The sequence below is a fragment of the Ochrobactrum teleogrylli genome (assembly GCF_037482325.1).
Classification (GTDB): Bacteria; Pseudomonadota; Alphaproteobacteria; order Rhizobiales; family Rhizobiaceae; genus Brucella; species Brucella teleogrylli.
In genome coordinates, this window is record NZ_JBBHKQ010000001.1 from 20,335 (window position 1) to 35,446 (window position 15,112).

Sequence of the window (15,112 nt, forward strand, 5' to 3'; positions counted from 1 at the left end):
CGATCCCATTCAGTTTCTGTTCGCTGACGACACAGGGCCGTCGGAGGCGCATATTATCGACTGGAATGTGGCGCGTCCATTCGCTGTGTTTGTGTATATGTTTTTACACAAGCACTTACTGCTACCTGTCGTAACACTTGGTAGCCCGAAGGCTATTCCTATCAAGACGGTTCTGAGTTGGAAAAGCTGTCGATCTGAGTGCGGCGTTCAGGATTGACCATATTATACAGAAAGCGCTCGATGATGGCGCGATCCTGCGGAGCGCATCCCTCAAGGGCGCGGGCAATGCGATGCGACTGCGGCAAGGCGAGGGCAAGCGTCAGCTGGCGTCCGCTTTTCGTGGGGTAGAGCTTGCGGTGGCGACGGTCGTGCAGGCCGGTCGCCTGAACCACATGGCCGGTGTCAATGAGCTGCTTGAGAACACGCGACAGGCTCTGCTTGGTGATGCGCAGAACTTCGAGAAGTTCAGCCACCGTCATGCCCGGCTTACGATTGATGAAGTAAAGCACCCGGTGATGGGCGCGGCCAAAGCTGATCTTTTCGAGAATGAGATCGGGATCGGCGGTGAAGTCGCGATAGGAAAAGAACAAAAGTTCGATGACGTTGAGATCGGCCGCCTCCTCGGCTGTCAACGGATTGCTTATATAATTCATGTCGTTCGTCGAATTCACATTGAGGCTCCGTACTGCTGCGATAAATATGTCAGCATTATTGACATAATTCAACCGCCCAGATAATTTTCGATAAGCGTGAGCTGGCTTTTTGGAACAATGTTTACGCTGGCGCATGCTGGAGGAGAGATAATTACGCGACCGGGTTTCCGATCACTGCCGCCAAGGCCGTGAAAAGGAAATCTGCAACCGCATGATCCCGCTGGTCGGGAGGATTATTTTTTGTCCATGCGTGCTCCGATAAGGTTTTGTGCAAAATCTTTGCTCAACCTCTAAGCATTTCGCACCAAAAGGCCAGTATTCGCGTGGAAAAAGGCGCCTGTTTTGCCGGTAATATCGATTTAACCGACAAAATGGGAATGCGGAGACGTTTGCCCGAGCAGAATCTGCCCTGAGACAGCGCCGCAAGTGTAATATTTAGGAGCAAGAAAATGGCTGCGATTCCATTCGATCAAAGGGACGGATATATCTGGCTGGACGGTGCATTCGTCGACTGGAAAGATGCGAAAATTCATGTCCTCACCCATGGCCTGCATTATGCAAGCACGGTTTTTGAGGGCGAGCGCGCCTATGGCGGCGAAATCTTCAAGCTGAACGAGCATACCGAGCGTCTGCATGAATCGGCACGGCTTCTCGGTTTTACGCTGCCTTACAGCGTTGAAGAAATCAACGATGCCTGCCGGGCGCTGATCAAGAAGATGGGCTATGTCGATGCCTATGTGCGCCCGTTTGCATGGCGCGGCTCGGATTCGCTCGGCGTTTCGGCCCAGAACAACCGTATTCACGTGGCAATCGCCTGCTGGGAATGGCCGAGCTATTTTTCGCCGGAAGAAAAGATGAAGGGCATTCGCCTCGACATCGCTGAATATTGCCGCCCGGATCCGCGCACCGCGCCGTCGAAGTCCAAGGCATCCGGCCTCTACATGATCTGCACGATCTCCAAACACGCAGCCGAAGCCAAGGGCTATGCCGATGCGCTAATGTTCGACTGGCGGGGCCAAGTGGCGGAAGCGACTGGCGCCAATGTGTTCTTCGTCAAAGACGGTGCGCTGCATACGCCAAAGCCGGATTGCTTCCTCGACGGCATCACCCGTCGCACTATTATCGATCTGGCAAAGCGTCGTGGTATCGAAGTCATCGAGCGCGCAATCATGCCCGAAGAAATGGCCGATTTCACTGAATGCTTCCTGTGCGGCACGGCTGCCGAAGTTACGCCGGTTTCGGAAATCGCCCAATACCGGTTCACCCCTGGTAAAATCACTGCCGTTTTGATGGATGCTTATACAGCGGAAGTGCAGCCAAAGCGCCAGGCGGCCGAGTGACTGGGTTTTAAACAGAAAAAGAGCGGCTTTCGGGCCGCTTTTTAGTATCTTTACTGCTTACTGTTTGACATTGGAAAGTTTCGGCTCAACATCTTTGTGCCGGAATCGCGTTGTTCCGGTATTGGAGCGGCCTCAGATCTGATGACCTCAAATCGACGCTCTGATTTTTGATCAGGCGCGCAAATATTCCGAACGGTTCATTCTTGTCGGAAAGCGCTCTAACAGAGATGGGGTGACGACTATGGAATCTCTATTGCCTATCATTCTCCAGCTGGTTGCCGGCGCTGTCGGTGGCAATATTGCTGGCGCTGCCAAGAACATCAGCCTTGGGACAACGGGTAACACCGTGGCTGGCGGTATTGGCGGGGTCATTCTCGGCCAGCTTCTTCCGATGCTCTCCGGCGGTGGTCTGGATTCGGTTCTCAATGGTGTTGTCGGCCAGCTCGCTGGCGGCGGTATCGGCGGTATCGTTCTGACTGCAGTTGTGGGGCTCATCAAAAACGCAATGGCTGCCAAGGCCTGAGGAATGCATTTGACCGGGTGGAAACATCGGGTCGCGCAAGAATGCACTTGAAATAAACAACTTGGAGCGCGCGCCAATTTCCGGCAAGCGCTCCGGGCAGACGGCACAGTTTTCAGAGCCACCGGCAAGACGAACTGTTTGAGAGGGATAGAACGGACGGCTATGCGCCGTCCGTTTTTTAGAGCGCATCCCGAAAAGTGTGAAACGCCTCCGCAGGGAAATCAGTTCACTGGACTGATTTCTGATCCTGCTTCGATCAGAAAAGATGCGCGTTAAAGCAAACATTTAGAGCGCCGATCTGATCCAATCAGATCGAAACGCGCTCTAATTGCGAGTTGAAATATCCGCAGCGATCGCGACGATTGTTGGGGCGGTGCGAGATTTTAAGCTCTTTCCGTATCGGGCCGGGGCCATTATGTGTGGAGCAACACAGGCGGCGGTTGATGCGATCTTCGCCGATCTACAGATGCGATGGAGTATCCACCATGGGCCAGCTACAGGCGATTATCGTCCCCGTTACCCCGTTTCAGCAAAACTGCACCATTCTTTTCGACGGCGAGACCAAGAAGGGTGTCGTCATTGATCCGGGTGGTGATCTGCCGAAGATCGAGGAAGCGATCCAGTCGCAGGACATCGAGATCGGGGCCATCTGGATCACCCATGGTCATATCGATCATGCGGGCGCTGCGGCTGATCTGAAGGAAAAGCTCGGCGTGGAGATTATCGGCCCGCATGTGGACGATCAGTTTCTGCTCGATAATCTGGTGGCGACCGGCCTGAAATACGGAATTGTCGACGGTGTGCGCAACGTCACGCCGGACCGCTGGCTGGAAGAGGGCGACAAGGTCACCGTCGCCGGACATGTCTTCGACGTGTTTCATTGCCCCGGTCATTCACCAGGCCACGTCGTCTTCTACAGCCCGGAAGCCCGCTTTGCGATTGTCGGCGATGTGCTGTTCAACGGTTCGGTGGGACGCACCGACCTGCCGGGCGGCGACCATGCTGCGCTGATCCGGTCGATCCGGGAGAAGCTTCTGCCGCTGGGCGACGATATCGGCTTTATCTGCGGACACGGCCCCGGTGGCCGGTTCGGCGAAGAACGCCGCAACAACCCGTTCCTGATCGGAATGGCGTAAAGGTTACAAAAAAGCCGCCCATTGGGCGGCTTTTTCCTTATCGATTTTGCACTTAAAGCGTATCGCGTTCAATCATATTCACGAGGCACGCTTTAAGCTTTTGTTTTTATGCATGTCTTTCTCCCGAAACCGGTTCCCACTTTCGGGAGGTATGCTTTAGTTGGCGGTGCAGAAATGGTCGCGACCATCATAACCGCGATAGGTGCCGCTGCGTGGATTGAACGAGCGGTAAGTTTCCATGCAGTAGTCCTGCCAACCCTCGGTCCATGGCTCCAGATTCCGCGGACGATAGTAAGTCACGCGGCGCGGTGGAGGTGCCGGATAGTAAGCACGTGGCGCTGGGTAATACGCAGGTGGCGGAGGCGGCGCATCATAGATCGGTTCCGGCTGCACATAGGTCGGCTGCGGCTGGCTCAGCGCGCTGCCGATCAGCGCACCGGCTGCAAGTCCGATCACACCGGCGGCAACTGCATCGCCGCTGCCATGGTGATGACGGCGGCCCCAGGAATCTGCCGAAGCGGAAGCAAGAGGAGCAGCAATCGCTGCCAAAGATGCAACGGTCAGAATGGTTGTCTTCGCAAATCGGTTCATTGTTCGCTCCTTCAGAAGCTCGACTGCAATTCCTCTGGTGCAGACCGCTCGAAAGACGGAGCACCAATCATGGATAATGGGTTAACTCTTTCGACATGAATGGAGGCTGAACAATGGTGAAATAGGGCGCCGAGCTCTCAATCGTCGGTAAAATACGCGCAGCGTCTGTAACAATTCGCGGGCGGGTTATGAGGAGGCCCTGGCTCGTTAATTGCCGGATGCGCTCTTACGGACCGCCGACACTCCATTGGAGAAACTTGGGCAATAAAAAACCCCGGCGTGAACCGGGGTCATAATTGGTATTGAGAACAATCAACCGGTAACGGTGATGTTAACGGCCTTCGGGCCCTTGCCGCGACGATCCGGTTCGGTTTCGTAGGAAACCTTCTGATTGTCTGCGAGGCCCGTCAGGCCCGAAGCCTGTACAGCAGAGATGTGCACGAAGATATCCGCGCCACCATCATCGGGCTTGATAAAACCAAAGCCCTTTTCATTATTGAAGAATTTGACCAGTCCGGTCTGTGCCATTGGATCCGTTCCTTTTCCTTGGCGCCACCATTTCTTTCAAAAACGATGGAATTACGTCTTCTGCCGAGCGCACCACACACCCGACAGAGGGTCATGCAGGCAGTTCTCGACATTGGGAAGGAACCGATCATTGTCTGGGTATTCCCAGACCCGGAACTTATAGCGGCCCCGGCGCGCCGTTCTTCCAGTCTTCCATTTGTTCGCTAAATGCCCGAACGAATGGAGACTGATCTATGACGCGAATTTTGGCAAGCAAATTCTTTGCGCCCCCGATGTTTTGTTATCTTTGAACCGGAACGCGGGTTTATTTTTCCGATTATTTCTAGAATTTCTGAAGCGGTATACCGAAATAGAACAGCCTATCCTTGATATATAAGAGATCTTATAGAGAAGCCGCGTGTTTAAATAGCCGGATTAATTGGTGCGTTTAATAAAGTGCCCCATCTTTGCGGGCGCAAAAATGGTCACTTTCATCGATGCCCTAGCGATTGCGCGAAACAATGCATGCGCCGCCGGCTGCGCGCAACTTGCTACAAATACCATCGGCTTCCGCCCGGCTGTTGGCGCCGATCCGCACCGCATAGATGCCGCGCCGCCCCATCGGGGTGCGAATGCGGCTGATGACCGGGCTATGGCCGCTCAGTACAGAGGCGAATTGCTTGCGCAGGCGGCTCCATTGATTGACAGCCGCACCGCGGCGGAAATTCCCCGCAACCTGTATTCCCCATGGCTTCGGCTTGACGCGCGACATGGGTATCGTCGCCGAGCGGATGATCGGCAGGCGGCGGCAGGCTTCCGTAAAGGAACGCCCCGAATCAAGTGGACGGTTCTGCACCTCCCTGCCGGAAGCGAAGTCGTCGGCGGGTGCGCCGGTAATATCCAGCACATAGTCCTCGGTTTCGAGCGGAAGGAAACCGCCCGAGCGCATCCAGCTGGAAACACGCCCCGGCCCGGCATTATAGGCCGCAGCGGCGAGACCCCAATTGCCGAAGGCTTTTTTGAGGTCGAACAGGAAACTGGCCGAGGCCGGAATTGCCTGCTCGATGTCGAACGGATCGGCCAGACCGCGCTCCTTTGCCGTATAGGGCATGAACTGTGCAATGCCTTGCGCGCCGACCGGGCTGACGGCCTGATGGTCGAACCGGCTTTCCTTCCAGATCAGGCGGGCGAAGAAATCTTTTGGTATGCCATGCGTGGAGGCACTGGTCTCGATCAACTGGCAGATGCGGTTAACGGTGGGCGCTTTCTTTTCCGGCGGTAATGGTGGCGCCGATATGCGCGGATTGGGTTCGCTAAAGCTTGCCGGTGCCGGTTCTGCCTCGGCGGGAATGAGTGAAAGCGGGACGATCAGAAACGATGCCGCCAGAAAAGTTCCGAAACGCCGCATGTCGTCTTTCTGTTCGCTTTTGCCCCATGCTGTGACCCGGATTGTTCGGGCCGAAAGCTTGACTGCAGAGTAACGCAACTTGGCGACTTGTCGATACGTGGCGTCCAATCTTCCCATTTAAATCTTGCCCTTCGGAACATCTGCTCCATTCTAGATGGGGACAAAAGACGGATAGACGTTTCTGGAGAGGAGGAAACATGTCGAGGGGTTTGTCGTGGACCGGCTTGATTGCCGGTGTTCTGTTGTTGAGCGGTTGTGTTGCGGAAGGTGGTCCCGATCACAGGCCGCCGCCGGTCCGGCCCGGTAATCCGGGCCATGTGCAGGCCTGCCCAATGATCTATTCGCCGGTTTGCGGCGAGAGCAGGGGTGTCCGGCGGACATTCGGCAATGCGTGTTCAGCACGGGCGGAAGGGTTCCGCGTGGTGTCGAATGGTCAGTGCAGCAGTCGCCCGGGTTCCGGCTGGAATGGCTCCGGCGTCGGTCCGGCTCGTCCGCCGCAGCACGGCGTCCGACCGGGCATGGGCGCATGCACGCGGGAATATGCACCGGTTTGCGCGCGGCGCGGCAGTGAACGGCGCAGCTTCTCCAATCGCTGCGAAGCGGAACGCGCCGGTTTCCGCGTCACGGGTGGCGGTCGCTGCTAGGTGAACGGCGAGGCGGATCAGCGTTCACGCGGCTCCGCCTCTCTATATCGCAAGGCGTCGACCAGAAGCGCGAAGGCCGGGGAAGATTGTCTCCGGCTGGGGTAATAGAGATGAAAGCCCGGAAAGGGCGGGCACCAGTCTTCCAGCACGCGCACCAGCGTGCCATCGGCAAAACCGTCCCGCATATAGTATTCCGGCAAGCTGGCGAGGCCGAAACCGGCTTTCGCAGCTTCGACGATCATGGTCGGGGAATTGAGAATGAGCTGGCCTTCGACGCGCACCTTCAGCTCTCGCCCGTTCTTTTCGAATTCCCAGGCATAAAGCCCGCCATAGGTGAGCAGGCGCAGATTGATGCAACGATGCGCGGTCAGTTCCTGCGGGGTGCGGGGCACCGGATGACGTTTGAAATAGGACGGCGCGCCGACCACGGCCATGCGCACGTCAGGGCCGATGGGCACGGCGATCATGTCCTGTGCGATCTGCTCGCCAAGGCGAATACCGGCGTCATAACGATCGGCTACGATGTCGCGCAGCCCGGAATCGACGGCCACTTCGACGTGGATATCGGGATAGTCCGGCAGAAGTCGTTCCAGAGCGGGCCACAGGATGGACTGCGCCGCATGTTCGGGAGTGGTGATGCGAATGGTTCCGGCAGGCTTGTCGCGCAATTCGCTCAGGGCGTCGAGTTCGGTTTCGATCTCTTCGAAACGGGGCCCGATGGTGCGCAACAGCCTTTCGCCAGCCTCGGTCGGGGAGACGCTGCGCGTGGTGCGGGTGAGAAGACGCAGGCCGAGCCGTTCCTCCAGCCCGCGCATTGTGTGGCTGAGCGCTGATTGGGAAACGCCAAGTTTTGCCGCCGCGCGGGTGAAACTGCCCTCGCGGGCAATGGCCAGAAAAGCTAGCAGATCGTGAATATTGTCGCGCCGCATTGATGAATCCACTTCATGAGTTCATGCCGATTATAGTGTCTAATCATCGGCAGCAGAAGTTTTTAAGTTTGCCGCGATTTCAGGCGGGGAAAGAAAGGAAACACATCATGCAGATCAAGCGCATCGGGTCTCAGCCTTCGACCAAGGGTTCCGCCGATTATTTCACCGGTACGGTCCGGCTCGACATGCCGTTCAGCACGACGGCACCGGCGCGTGTTGGCGGCGCTACCGTGTCATTCGAGCCGGGCGCACGCACGGCGTGGCACACGCATCCGCTGGGCCAGACGGTGATCGTGACCGCAGGGCTTGGCTGGGCGCAGCGCGAGGGCGGCCCTGTCGAGGAAATCCGCCCCGGCGATATCGTCTGGTTCGAGCCGGGCGAACGGCATTGGCACGGCGCGACGGCCACCACGGCCATGACCCATATTGCTATAGCGGAAGCGCTCGACGGCAAGGTGGTGGACTGGCTGGAACATGTCAGCGACGAAGATTATCACGCATAAGGATATTGACCATGAAGAAGAGAATATTGGGCTGTAGCGGCCTTGAGGTTTCAGCCATCGGTCTCGGCTGCATGGGCCTTAGTTTCGCCTATGGTCCGGCCATGGAAAAGGCACAGGCGGTCGGGCTGCTGAGAGCTGCATTCGACAAGGGCATCACGTTCTTCGATACAGCGGAAGTCTATGGACCCTATGTGAATGAGGAAGTTCTGGGCGAAGCGCTGGCGCCGATTCGCGACCGGGTGGTGATCGCCACCAAGTTCGGTTTCGAATTCGACGACAAGGGTGGTCAGAATGGGGTGAATAGCCGTCCCGAACATATTCGTGCGGTTGCTGAAGCATCGCTGAAGCGGCTGAAGACGGATGTGATCGACCTGTTCTATCAGCATCGCGTTGATCCGGCGACGCCCATCGAGGACGTGGCCGGAACGGTGCGCGATCTGATCCAGGAAGGGAAGGTCAAGCATTTCGGCCTTTCGGAAGCTGGTCCGCAAACCATCCGGCGCGCCCATGCCGTGCAGCCGGTCACGGCGTTGCAAAGCGAATATTCGCTGTGGTGGCGTGAGCCGGAACAGCAAATCCTGCCGGTTCTGGAAGAGCTGGGCATCGGCTTTGTCCCGTTCAGCCCGCTGGGCAGAGGCTTTCTGACCGGAACCATCGACAGCAAGACGAGCTTTGCGGCCAATGATTTCCGCAATGTCGTGCCGCGCTTTTCGACCGAAGCCCGTGATGCCAATCAGGCGCTGGTCGATATGCTTGGCCAGATCGCAGAAGCCAAGGGTGTTACCCGTGCCCAGATCGCGATTGCGTGGTTGCTGGCGCAGAAGCCATGGATCGTGCCCATTCCCGGTACGACGAAGCTGCATCGTCTGGAAGAAAACATCGGTGCCACCACCGTCGAACTGAGTGCCGAGGATCTGAACCGCATAGAAGCCGCGCTTGCCGACATCACTGTGCAGGGCGACCGCTATCCGGCGCATTTGCAACAGCGTGTCGACCGGTAGCCCCGTTCAACAGGAGACAGGACCATGCAGGGAATTCAGGACAAGGTCGTCGTTATCACTGGCGCAAGCAGCGGTCTCGGTGAAGCGGCTGCGCGGCGGCTGGCCGAAGGCGGGGCCAAGCTTGTGCTCGGCGCGCGCCGTCTCGATCGGCTAAAGGCGCTGGCCGGTGAACTGAAACTGGCCGAAGGCGCGGTTCTGCGAACGGACGTGACCGACCGCCTTCAGGTTCAGCATCTGGTCGATCAGGCAGTGAAGCTGCATGGTCGTGTCGATGTGCTGATCAACAATGCCGGGCTGATGCCGCATTCGATGCTCGAAATGGGCAAGGTGGATGACTGGGATCGCATGATCGACGTCAATATCAAGGGCGTGCTTTATGGCATCGCCGCCGCCTTGCCGCATATGCGCGACCAGAAGAGCGGTCACATTATCAATGTCTCGTCGGTGGCGGGACATAAGGTGGGACCGGGCGGGGCCGTCTATTCGGCAACCAAACATGCGGTGCGGGTCATTTCGGAAGGATTGCGTCAGGAAGTGAAACCGTACAACATCCGCACGACGGTGATATCGCCGGGCGCGGTGGCGACGGAGCTTCCCAACAGCGTCACAGACCCGCAGCAGGCCGAGCGCGTGAAGGCGCTTTATAACAATGTTGCTATTCCGGCGGAGTCTTTCGCGTCCATGGTGGCTTTCGCGATGAGCCAGCCGGACAATGTTGACGTCAACGAAATCCTGTATCGTCCAACCGCGCAGGAATATTGATGGCAAAATAAATGCGGCTCCGGGTGGAGCCGCATTTTTATCTTCCCGGACGACCGGTCTTGCCGGGCCGCCGCTTCTTGCGGGCGACGTCCACCGGGTCTTCGTAAGAGCCGATACCGGCGCGTTCGCGGCGGACCGGGGCCTCTCCACCGGCGGGCACTTCCGTCCGCTTCACCGTCATTTCATCCAGCGAGTTCTTGCGGAATTTCGTGTCCGGCGCTGCGGGCAGCGGGCCATCGTGGCGTGGCTTCGCCATGTCCGTGCCCGGTCCCATATTGTCCAGCGACGGCTTCTGGAACAGAGACTTTCCGCTGGTGTCATCAACCGTTCTATGCACCTTGCGCCCGGCATTGTGGCGGCCCTTTGTGCGCCCGGTGACCGGGCTTTCCAGTTCCACCTCCCGCGCCATCGGATCGTCGGCAATGGCGAGTTCCGTCTCGCGCAGGCGCTTGATTTCGTCGCGCAGACGCGCGGCCTTTTCGAAATCCAGATCGGCAGCGGCATCGCGCATCTGCTTTTCCAGATATTCCAGATGGGCTTGCAGATTGTTGCCCATCATGCCGCCTTCTTCGGCAAAACCCGAAATATCGGCGCGGACATGGTCGCGTTCGTAGACCGAGTTCAGAATATCCGAAATGTTTTTCTTCACCGAGGCCGGTGTGATGCCGTGCTCTTCGTTGTAGGCAATCTGCTTCTCACGGCGACGGCTGGTTTCATCCATGGCACGCTGCATCGAGCCGGTAATGTTGTCGGCGTAAAGGATAACCTTGCCGTCGACATTACGCGCGGCGCGACCGATGGTCTGAACCAGTGAGGTTTCAGACCGCAAAAAACCTTCCTTGTCGGCGTCGAGAATGGCAACGAAGCCGCATTCGGGAATGTCGAGACCTTCGCGCAGCAGGTTGATGCCCACCAGCACGTCAAATGCGCCAAGACGCAGATCGCGGATGATCTCGATACGCTCCAGCGTGTCGATATCCGAGTGCATGTAGCGCACCCGTACGCCCTGTTCGTGCAGATATTCGGTCAGGTCTTCCGCCATGCGCTTGGTCAGCACCGTGACCAGCGTGCGGTAGCCCTTCTTTGCCGTGTCACGGATTTCGCCAAGCACGTCGTCCACCTGCGTCTTGGCAGGGCGGATTTCCACGGGCGGGTCGATCAGGCCGGTCGGGCGAATGACCTGTTCGGCAAAAACGCCACCCGCTTCTTCCATTTCCCAGCTGCCCGGCGTTGCCGAAACGGCAATAGTCTGCGGACGCATCGCGTCCCATTCCTCGAAGCGGAGCGGGCGGTTATCCATGCAGGACGGCAGGCGGAAGCCATATTCGGCCAGCGTCGCCTTACGGCGGAAGTCGCCGCGATACATACCGCCGATCTGCGGGACGGTGACATGGCTTTCATCGATGAAAACCAGCGCGTTGTCCGGGATATATTCAAACAGGGTCGGCGGCGGTTCGCCGGGATTGCGACCCGTCAGATAGCGCGAATAGTTTTCGATGCCCGCGCAGGAGCCGGTGGCTTCCAGCATTTCTAGATCGAAAGTCGTGCGCTGTTCCAGACGCTGCGCTTCCAGCAGACGCCCGGCATTGTTCAATTCGACAAGGCGATGCTTCAGCTCGTCCTTGATCGACTTGATGGCCTGATTGAGCGTCGGTCGCGGCGTGACATAGTGCGAATTTGCGTAGATCTTGACCGATTTCAGATCGCCGGTCTTCTGGCCGGTGAGCGGGTCGAATTCGGTGATGGTTTCAATCTCGTCGCCGAACAGCGAAATGCGCCAGGCCCGGTCTTCCAAGTGGGCCGGGAAAAGTTCGATCGTGTCGCCACGCACGCGGAACGAGCCGCGCACGAAATTGATGTCCTGCCGCTTATATTGCTGCGCCACGAGATCGGCGAGCAGTTGCCGCTGGTCGAGCCGGTCGCCGATCTTCATTTCGAAGGTCATGGCCGTATAGGTTTCGACCGAACCGATACCATAGATGCACGAGACCGAAGCGACGATGATCACGTCGTCGCGCTCAAGCAGCGCGCGCGTGGCCGAGTGGCGCATACGGTCGATCTGCTCGTTGATCGAGGATTCCTTCTCGATATAGGTGTCTGAGCGCGGCACATAGGCTTCCGGCTGATAATAATCGTAATAGGATACGAAATACTCGACCGCATTGTTCGGGAAGAAGCTCTTGAACTCGCCGTAAAGCTGGGCCGCCAGCGTCTTGTTGGGCGCGAGGATCAGCGCCGGGCGCTGGGTCTCCTGAATGACCTTGGCCATGGTGAAGGTTTTGCCGGAGCCGGTGACGCCGAGCAGCACCTGTGTGCGGTCGTCATTGGTCAGCCCTTCGACAAGATCACGAATCGCCGTCGGCTGGTCGCCGGACGGTTCGAATGGCGTCTCCATCTCGATGGAAATGCCGCCTTCGGATTTTTCCGGGCGGGCAGGGCGGTGCGGTGTCCAGAGCTGGCCGTTTTTGAACAGCGGATTGCCAGATTCGATCAGATCGGACAGCGCCTGCACGGTGGCAGTGGCACCCGACGCATTGAGCCCGGCGGCATCTTCAAGACTGATATCAAGCCCGGCCACAGGATTGAGCCCTGCGGCTGCGCGCTCCTTGGCGGAAGCTGCGCCGCCCATCGAGGTGCCACGACCGCTGCGCGTCGCTTCCTTGCTGCGTTCGGGAATTTTCTTCGGCGTCTTGGCGGATTTCGATGCTTTGGCAGCAGGCTTTGCCGCTTCGTCGCCGATTTCCTTCGCCCAGTCGGCGATGGAGCCGGTCAACGGCGCGCCAGAAAGCTCGGCCTGCGGCATTTCGCTGAAGCCGTCAGCCGTATCGTGCGAATCCTGTGTGTATTTGTCTTTGGAGGAAGCCATGTCGCTAATATGGAATTTCGACATGCAAATGAAAAGAGCACGGCGGCAAAATCCGCCCTGTTGCCGGATCCTGGCAGGTGGCTCCTGACAGAAGGTTGTCAGGAAGTCGCGCCCGATAAATGCAGGTTGCGATGCCGCATGTTTTTCAGGATTGGTTTGTCCCATACTCCGGCAGAATCATTTGTGTTTAAAGGATTGATTGATGAGCGTTGCAGATAAGCCCAAAGGCGAACTGACCTTGCGCGTTCCGGCCATGCCGAAGGACGCCAATTCGGCATTCGATATTTTTGGCGGCTGGGTCATGTCACAGATGGACTCGGCCTCCGGCATTCGTGCGGAAGAACGCGCCCGTGGCCGCGTCGTCACCGCAGCCGTGCGTGAGATGTCCTTTGCCAAGCCGGTCAAGATCGGCGACGTTTTGTGCGTCTATACGGAAATCACCAAGGTGGGCCGCACTTCGATCACCTTGCGCGTCGAAGCCTGGGCGCAGCGCGCATCCCAGCAGCGCATGGAACTGGTGACGCATGGCGAATTCGTCATGGTGGCGCTGGACAAGGACGGCAAGCCGTCTCCGGTCCCGGAAGAATAGCCGCTCTCCATCTACATCGCAGAAAAGCCCGGTTTCGACCGGGCTTTATTTGCAGGCGCGATAGCCGCTTCGACGCTGCATCAGGTCGAAGTGAAAGTGATCTGCATGTTCAGGATTATAGCCCGGCCCAAGCACCGTGGTGAAATAATCGCAGGCGTCGGAACGAACGCTGTTGAGCAGGCCTTTTTCGCGGAAAGCGAAGAAACCGGGTCTGCGCACCGAAATATCCTTGCCGTTGTTCAGCTTGATCCGCGTCACGTCGATGGCGTTGCCGCGTGAATGTTCCGACATTTTCGCGCCGCGACGATGATTCATCGTGCGGCAGGAATAGCCGCCCGCATTATAGATCGTGTTGATGCCGGACAGATAGCGCAGGCGCGCCGCCGGTTGCAGATCGCCCTTGATCCAGCGCGCAAAGGCTTCCGTCACCTGACAGTTCAGCGTTGCCGCCGGTTTGAAGGCGATGGAGCCGCTGTTGAAGCCCGACACCTCAATCGGATTGCCGATATTGCAGGATGCGCTGCGATAGATCGGCGGCTTTTCCTTGAAGACGACGCCGAGTTTTTTAAGGCGTGTGCGGCACGCCGCTTCGGAATTCGACATGGTGTAGATGTTTTCAGCCGCCGTAACCGGGTTCTGAACCGGCGTAGCAAAGCCGTAATCGCCTGCATATTGCGGCTCGCTTTGTGGTGCTGGCTGCGCGGTGTGGGTTTCTTCTTCCTCGGCCAGCCCCACAACACGGTCTTGCTGCGGCGTATGCGTCATGGGAGGCTCGGGTATCGGCGAACTCATTACCGGCGCGGCTTGCATCGGTGCATCGGCCAAGGGAGCGGATGGCATCGGAGCGCCGGCCACGTCGGTGCTTGGCACCATGATATCCGAGTTTCCCACATCGGCTTGCGGGCGCGGCGGGCGGTCGCCGGAACAGCCAGCGGCCAGTATCAGCAGGAGCACGGACGCCGCCGGACCAAGACGGCGCAATCGCGAACGCGCATGATCGTGATCTGTTGTGGCGGACAACGCAAAACTCATGTCCTTGCCTTCTGCTTGTGGGGCGGTGTTTCCTGTATCCTATGAGAGAAGCGTAAAGGAAGAGTCAGTGCCTCTGTTAAGCGCTGTGGCGCAATCAGGGCAACGAAAGGGCGAGCTTGTGATGCTCTCTATCTTTTGACTGACGGCACGGCTGTTTTTTGCACTGCGCCATGTAAAATCGCTTCCCACTTTTGTCGGAAATGTTCTATCGCTTACCGCCGTGGTTCAGGGCCAAACCGCGCATCAGACCATCCTCCCGGTCCCAAAAGTTTCACCCATGTCAGCACTGATTTCGCCAAGCATCCTGCCGATCCTGCTTCTGGTCGGCTCGAATATTTTCATGACCTTTGCCTGGTACGGCCATCTGAAATTCACCAACACGCCGCTGGTCGCGGTGATTTTCATCAGCTGGGGTATCGCGCTGATCGAATATTGCCTCGCGGTTCCAGCCAACCGTATCGGGCACGAAGTTTATTCGGCGGCCCAGCTCAAGACGATACAGGAAGTCATCACGCTGGTGATCTTCAGCCTGTTCTCGGTGTTCTATCTGAAGGAAGCCTTCACCTGGCACCACCTGCTGGGCTTTGCCTTCATCGCAGGCGGCGCGGCGCTGATTTTCAAGGCTTGA

General features: G+C 57.9%; 16 protein-coding genes. 9 read left to right on the forward strand and 7 right to left on the reverse strand.

The features are described 5' to 3' along the window. Nucleotides 1-161 precede the first annotated feature (161 nt). On the reverse strand, nucleotides 162-671 hold the full coding sequence (locus tag WIX40_RS00115) for a MarR family winged helix-turn-helix transcriptional regulator (protein WP_339437851.1): 510 nt from the start codon (nucleotides 669-671) through the stop codon (nucleotides 162-164). A gap of 431 nt (nucleotides 672-1,102) precedes the next feature. Between WIX40_RS00115 and WIX40_RS00120 the strand changes: the two genes are divergently transcribed. The 3 genes from WIX40_RS00120 (at nucleotide 1,103) to WIX40_RS00130 (ending at nucleotide 3,652) form a co-directional block, all read left to right on the forward strand. Then, nucleotides 1,103-1,993, forward strand: a complete 891-nt coding sequence (locus WIX40_RS00120) for a branched-chain amino acid aminotransferase (protein ID WP_339437852.1) — start codon at nucleotides 1,103-1,105, stop codon at nucleotides 1,991-1,993. Nucleotides 1,994-2,234: 241 nt separating this feature from the next. Further along, on the forward strand, nucleotides 2,235-2,516 hold the full coding sequence (locus WIX40_RS00125; RefSeq protein ID WP_109369485.1) for a hypothetical protein: 282 nt from the start codon (nucleotides 2,235-2,237) through the stop codon (nucleotides 2,514-2,516). A 485-nt stretch (nucleotides 2,517-3,001) separates the two neighbouring features. After that, nucleotides 3,002-3,652 (forward strand): MBL fold metallo-hydrolase, encoded by a 651-nt coding sequence (locus WIX40_RS00130; protein WP_339440895.1) that lies wholly within the window; start codon nucleotides 3,002-3,004, stop codon nucleotides 3,650-3,652. Nucleotides 3,653-3,808: 156 nt separating this feature from the next. Here the strand turns inward: WIX40_RS00130 and WIX40_RS00135 are convergent, their stop codons facing one another. The 3 genes from WIX40_RS00135 to WIX40_RS00145 form a co-directional block, all read right to left on the reverse strand. Beyond that, nucleotides 3,809-4,243, reverse strand: a complete 435-nt coding sequence (locus WIX40_RS00135; RefSeq protein WP_109369483.1) for a BA14K family protein — start codon at nucleotides 4,241-4,243, stop codon at nucleotides 3,809-3,811. 312 nt (nucleotides 4,244-4,555) lie between these two features. Further along, the gene (locus tag WIX40_RS00140; protein WP_109369482.1) at nucleotides 4,556-4,771 is read right to left on the reverse strand and encodes a cold-shock protein; all 216 of its coding nucleotides are present in this window, start codon (nucleotides 4,769-4,771) and stop codon (nucleotides 4,556-4,558) included. Between the two features lie 481 nt (nucleotides 4,772-5,252). Then, complete coding sequence (locus WIX40_RS00145; RefSeq protein WP_235858887.1) at nucleotides 5,253-6,158, reverse strand: lytic transglycosylase domain-containing protein; 906 nt, start codon at nucleotides 6,156-6,158, stop codon at nucleotides 5,253-5,255. A gap of 197 nt (nucleotides 6,159-6,355) precedes the next feature. Between WIX40_RS00145 and WIX40_RS00150 the strand changes: the two genes are divergently transcribed. Beyond that, nucleotides 6,356-6,802 carry a Kazal-type serine protease inhibitor family protein gene (locus WIX40_RS00150; protein WP_339437853.1) on the forward strand — a complete coding sequence of 149 codons (447 nt, stop codon included), beginning with the start codon at nucleotides 6,356-6,358 and terminating at the stop codon, nucleotides 6,800-6,802. Between the two features lie 17 nt (nucleotides 6,803-6,819). Here WIX40_RS00150 and WIX40_RS00155 read toward each other — a convergent pair whose 3' ends face one another. Continuing rightward, nucleotides 6,820-7,731, reverse strand: a complete 912-nt coding sequence (locus tag WIX40_RS00155) for a LysR family transcriptional regulator (protein ID WP_140024215.1) — start codon at nucleotides 7,729-7,731, stop codon at nucleotides 6,820-6,822. Between the two features lie 107 nt (nucleotides 7,732-7,838). Between WIX40_RS00155 and WIX40_RS00160 the strand changes: the two genes are divergently transcribed. Genes WIX40_RS00160 through WIX40_RS00170 form a run of 3 tightly spaced genes read left to right on the forward strand, consistent with a single transcriptional unit; the run spans nucleotide 7,839 to nucleotide 9,997 of the window. Continuing rightward, nucleotides 7,839-8,234, forward strand: coding sequence for a (R)-mandelonitrile lyase (locus tag WIX40_RS00160; protein ID WP_109369479.1), 396 nt, complete (start codon nucleotides 7,839-7,841; stop codon nucleotides 8,232-8,234). Nucleotides 8,235-8,245: 11 nt separating this feature from the next. Beyond that, nucleotides 8,246-9,235, forward strand: a complete 990-nt coding sequence (locus WIX40_RS00165; RefSeq protein ID WP_339437854.1) for an aldo/keto reductase — start codon at nucleotides 8,246-8,248, stop codon at nucleotides 9,233-9,235. Between the two features lie 24 nt (nucleotides 9,236-9,259). Next, nucleotides 9,260-9,997 (forward strand): SDR family oxidoreductase, encoded by a 738-nt coding sequence (locus WIX40_RS00170; RefSeq protein ID WP_171318536.1) that lies wholly within the window; start codon nucleotides 9,260-9,262, stop codon nucleotides 9,995-9,997. Between the two features lie 37 nt (nucleotides 9,998-10,034). Here the strand turns inward: WIX40_RS00170 and uvrB are convergent, their stop codons facing one another. Continuing rightward, nucleotides 10,035-12,863: an excinuclease ABC subunit UvrB gene (gene uvrB, locus WIX40_RS00175; protein ID WP_140024211.1), complete on the reverse strand. Its 2,829-nt coding sequence runs from the start codon at nucleotides 12,861-12,863 to the stop codon at nucleotides 10,035-10,037. A 202-nt stretch (nucleotides 12,864-13,065) separates the two neighbouring features. Between uvrB and WIX40_RS00180 the strand changes: the two genes are divergently transcribed. After that, nucleotides 13,066-13,452, forward strand: coding sequence for an acyl-CoA thioesterase (locus WIX40_RS00180; protein ID WP_109369476.1), 387 nt, complete (start codon nucleotides 13,066-13,068; stop codon nucleotides 13,450-13,452). 45 nt (nucleotides 13,453-13,497) lie between these two features. Here the strand turns inward: WIX40_RS00180 and WIX40_RS00185 are convergent, their stop codons facing one another. Then, nucleotides 13,498-14,484 carry an extensin-like domain-containing protein gene (locus tag WIX40_RS00185; protein WP_121536480.1) on the reverse strand — a complete coding sequence of 329 codons (987 nt, stop codon included), beginning with the start codon at nucleotides 14,482-14,484 and terminating at the stop codon, nucleotides 13,498-13,500. Nucleotides 14,485-14,761: 277 nt separating this feature from the next. Between WIX40_RS00185 and WIX40_RS00190 the strand changes: the two genes are divergently transcribed. Continuing rightward, nucleotides 14,762-15,112, forward strand: a complete 351-nt coding sequence (locus WIX40_RS00190; protein WP_109370271.1) for a DMT family protein — start codon at nucleotides 14,762-14,764, stop codon at nucleotides 15,110-15,112.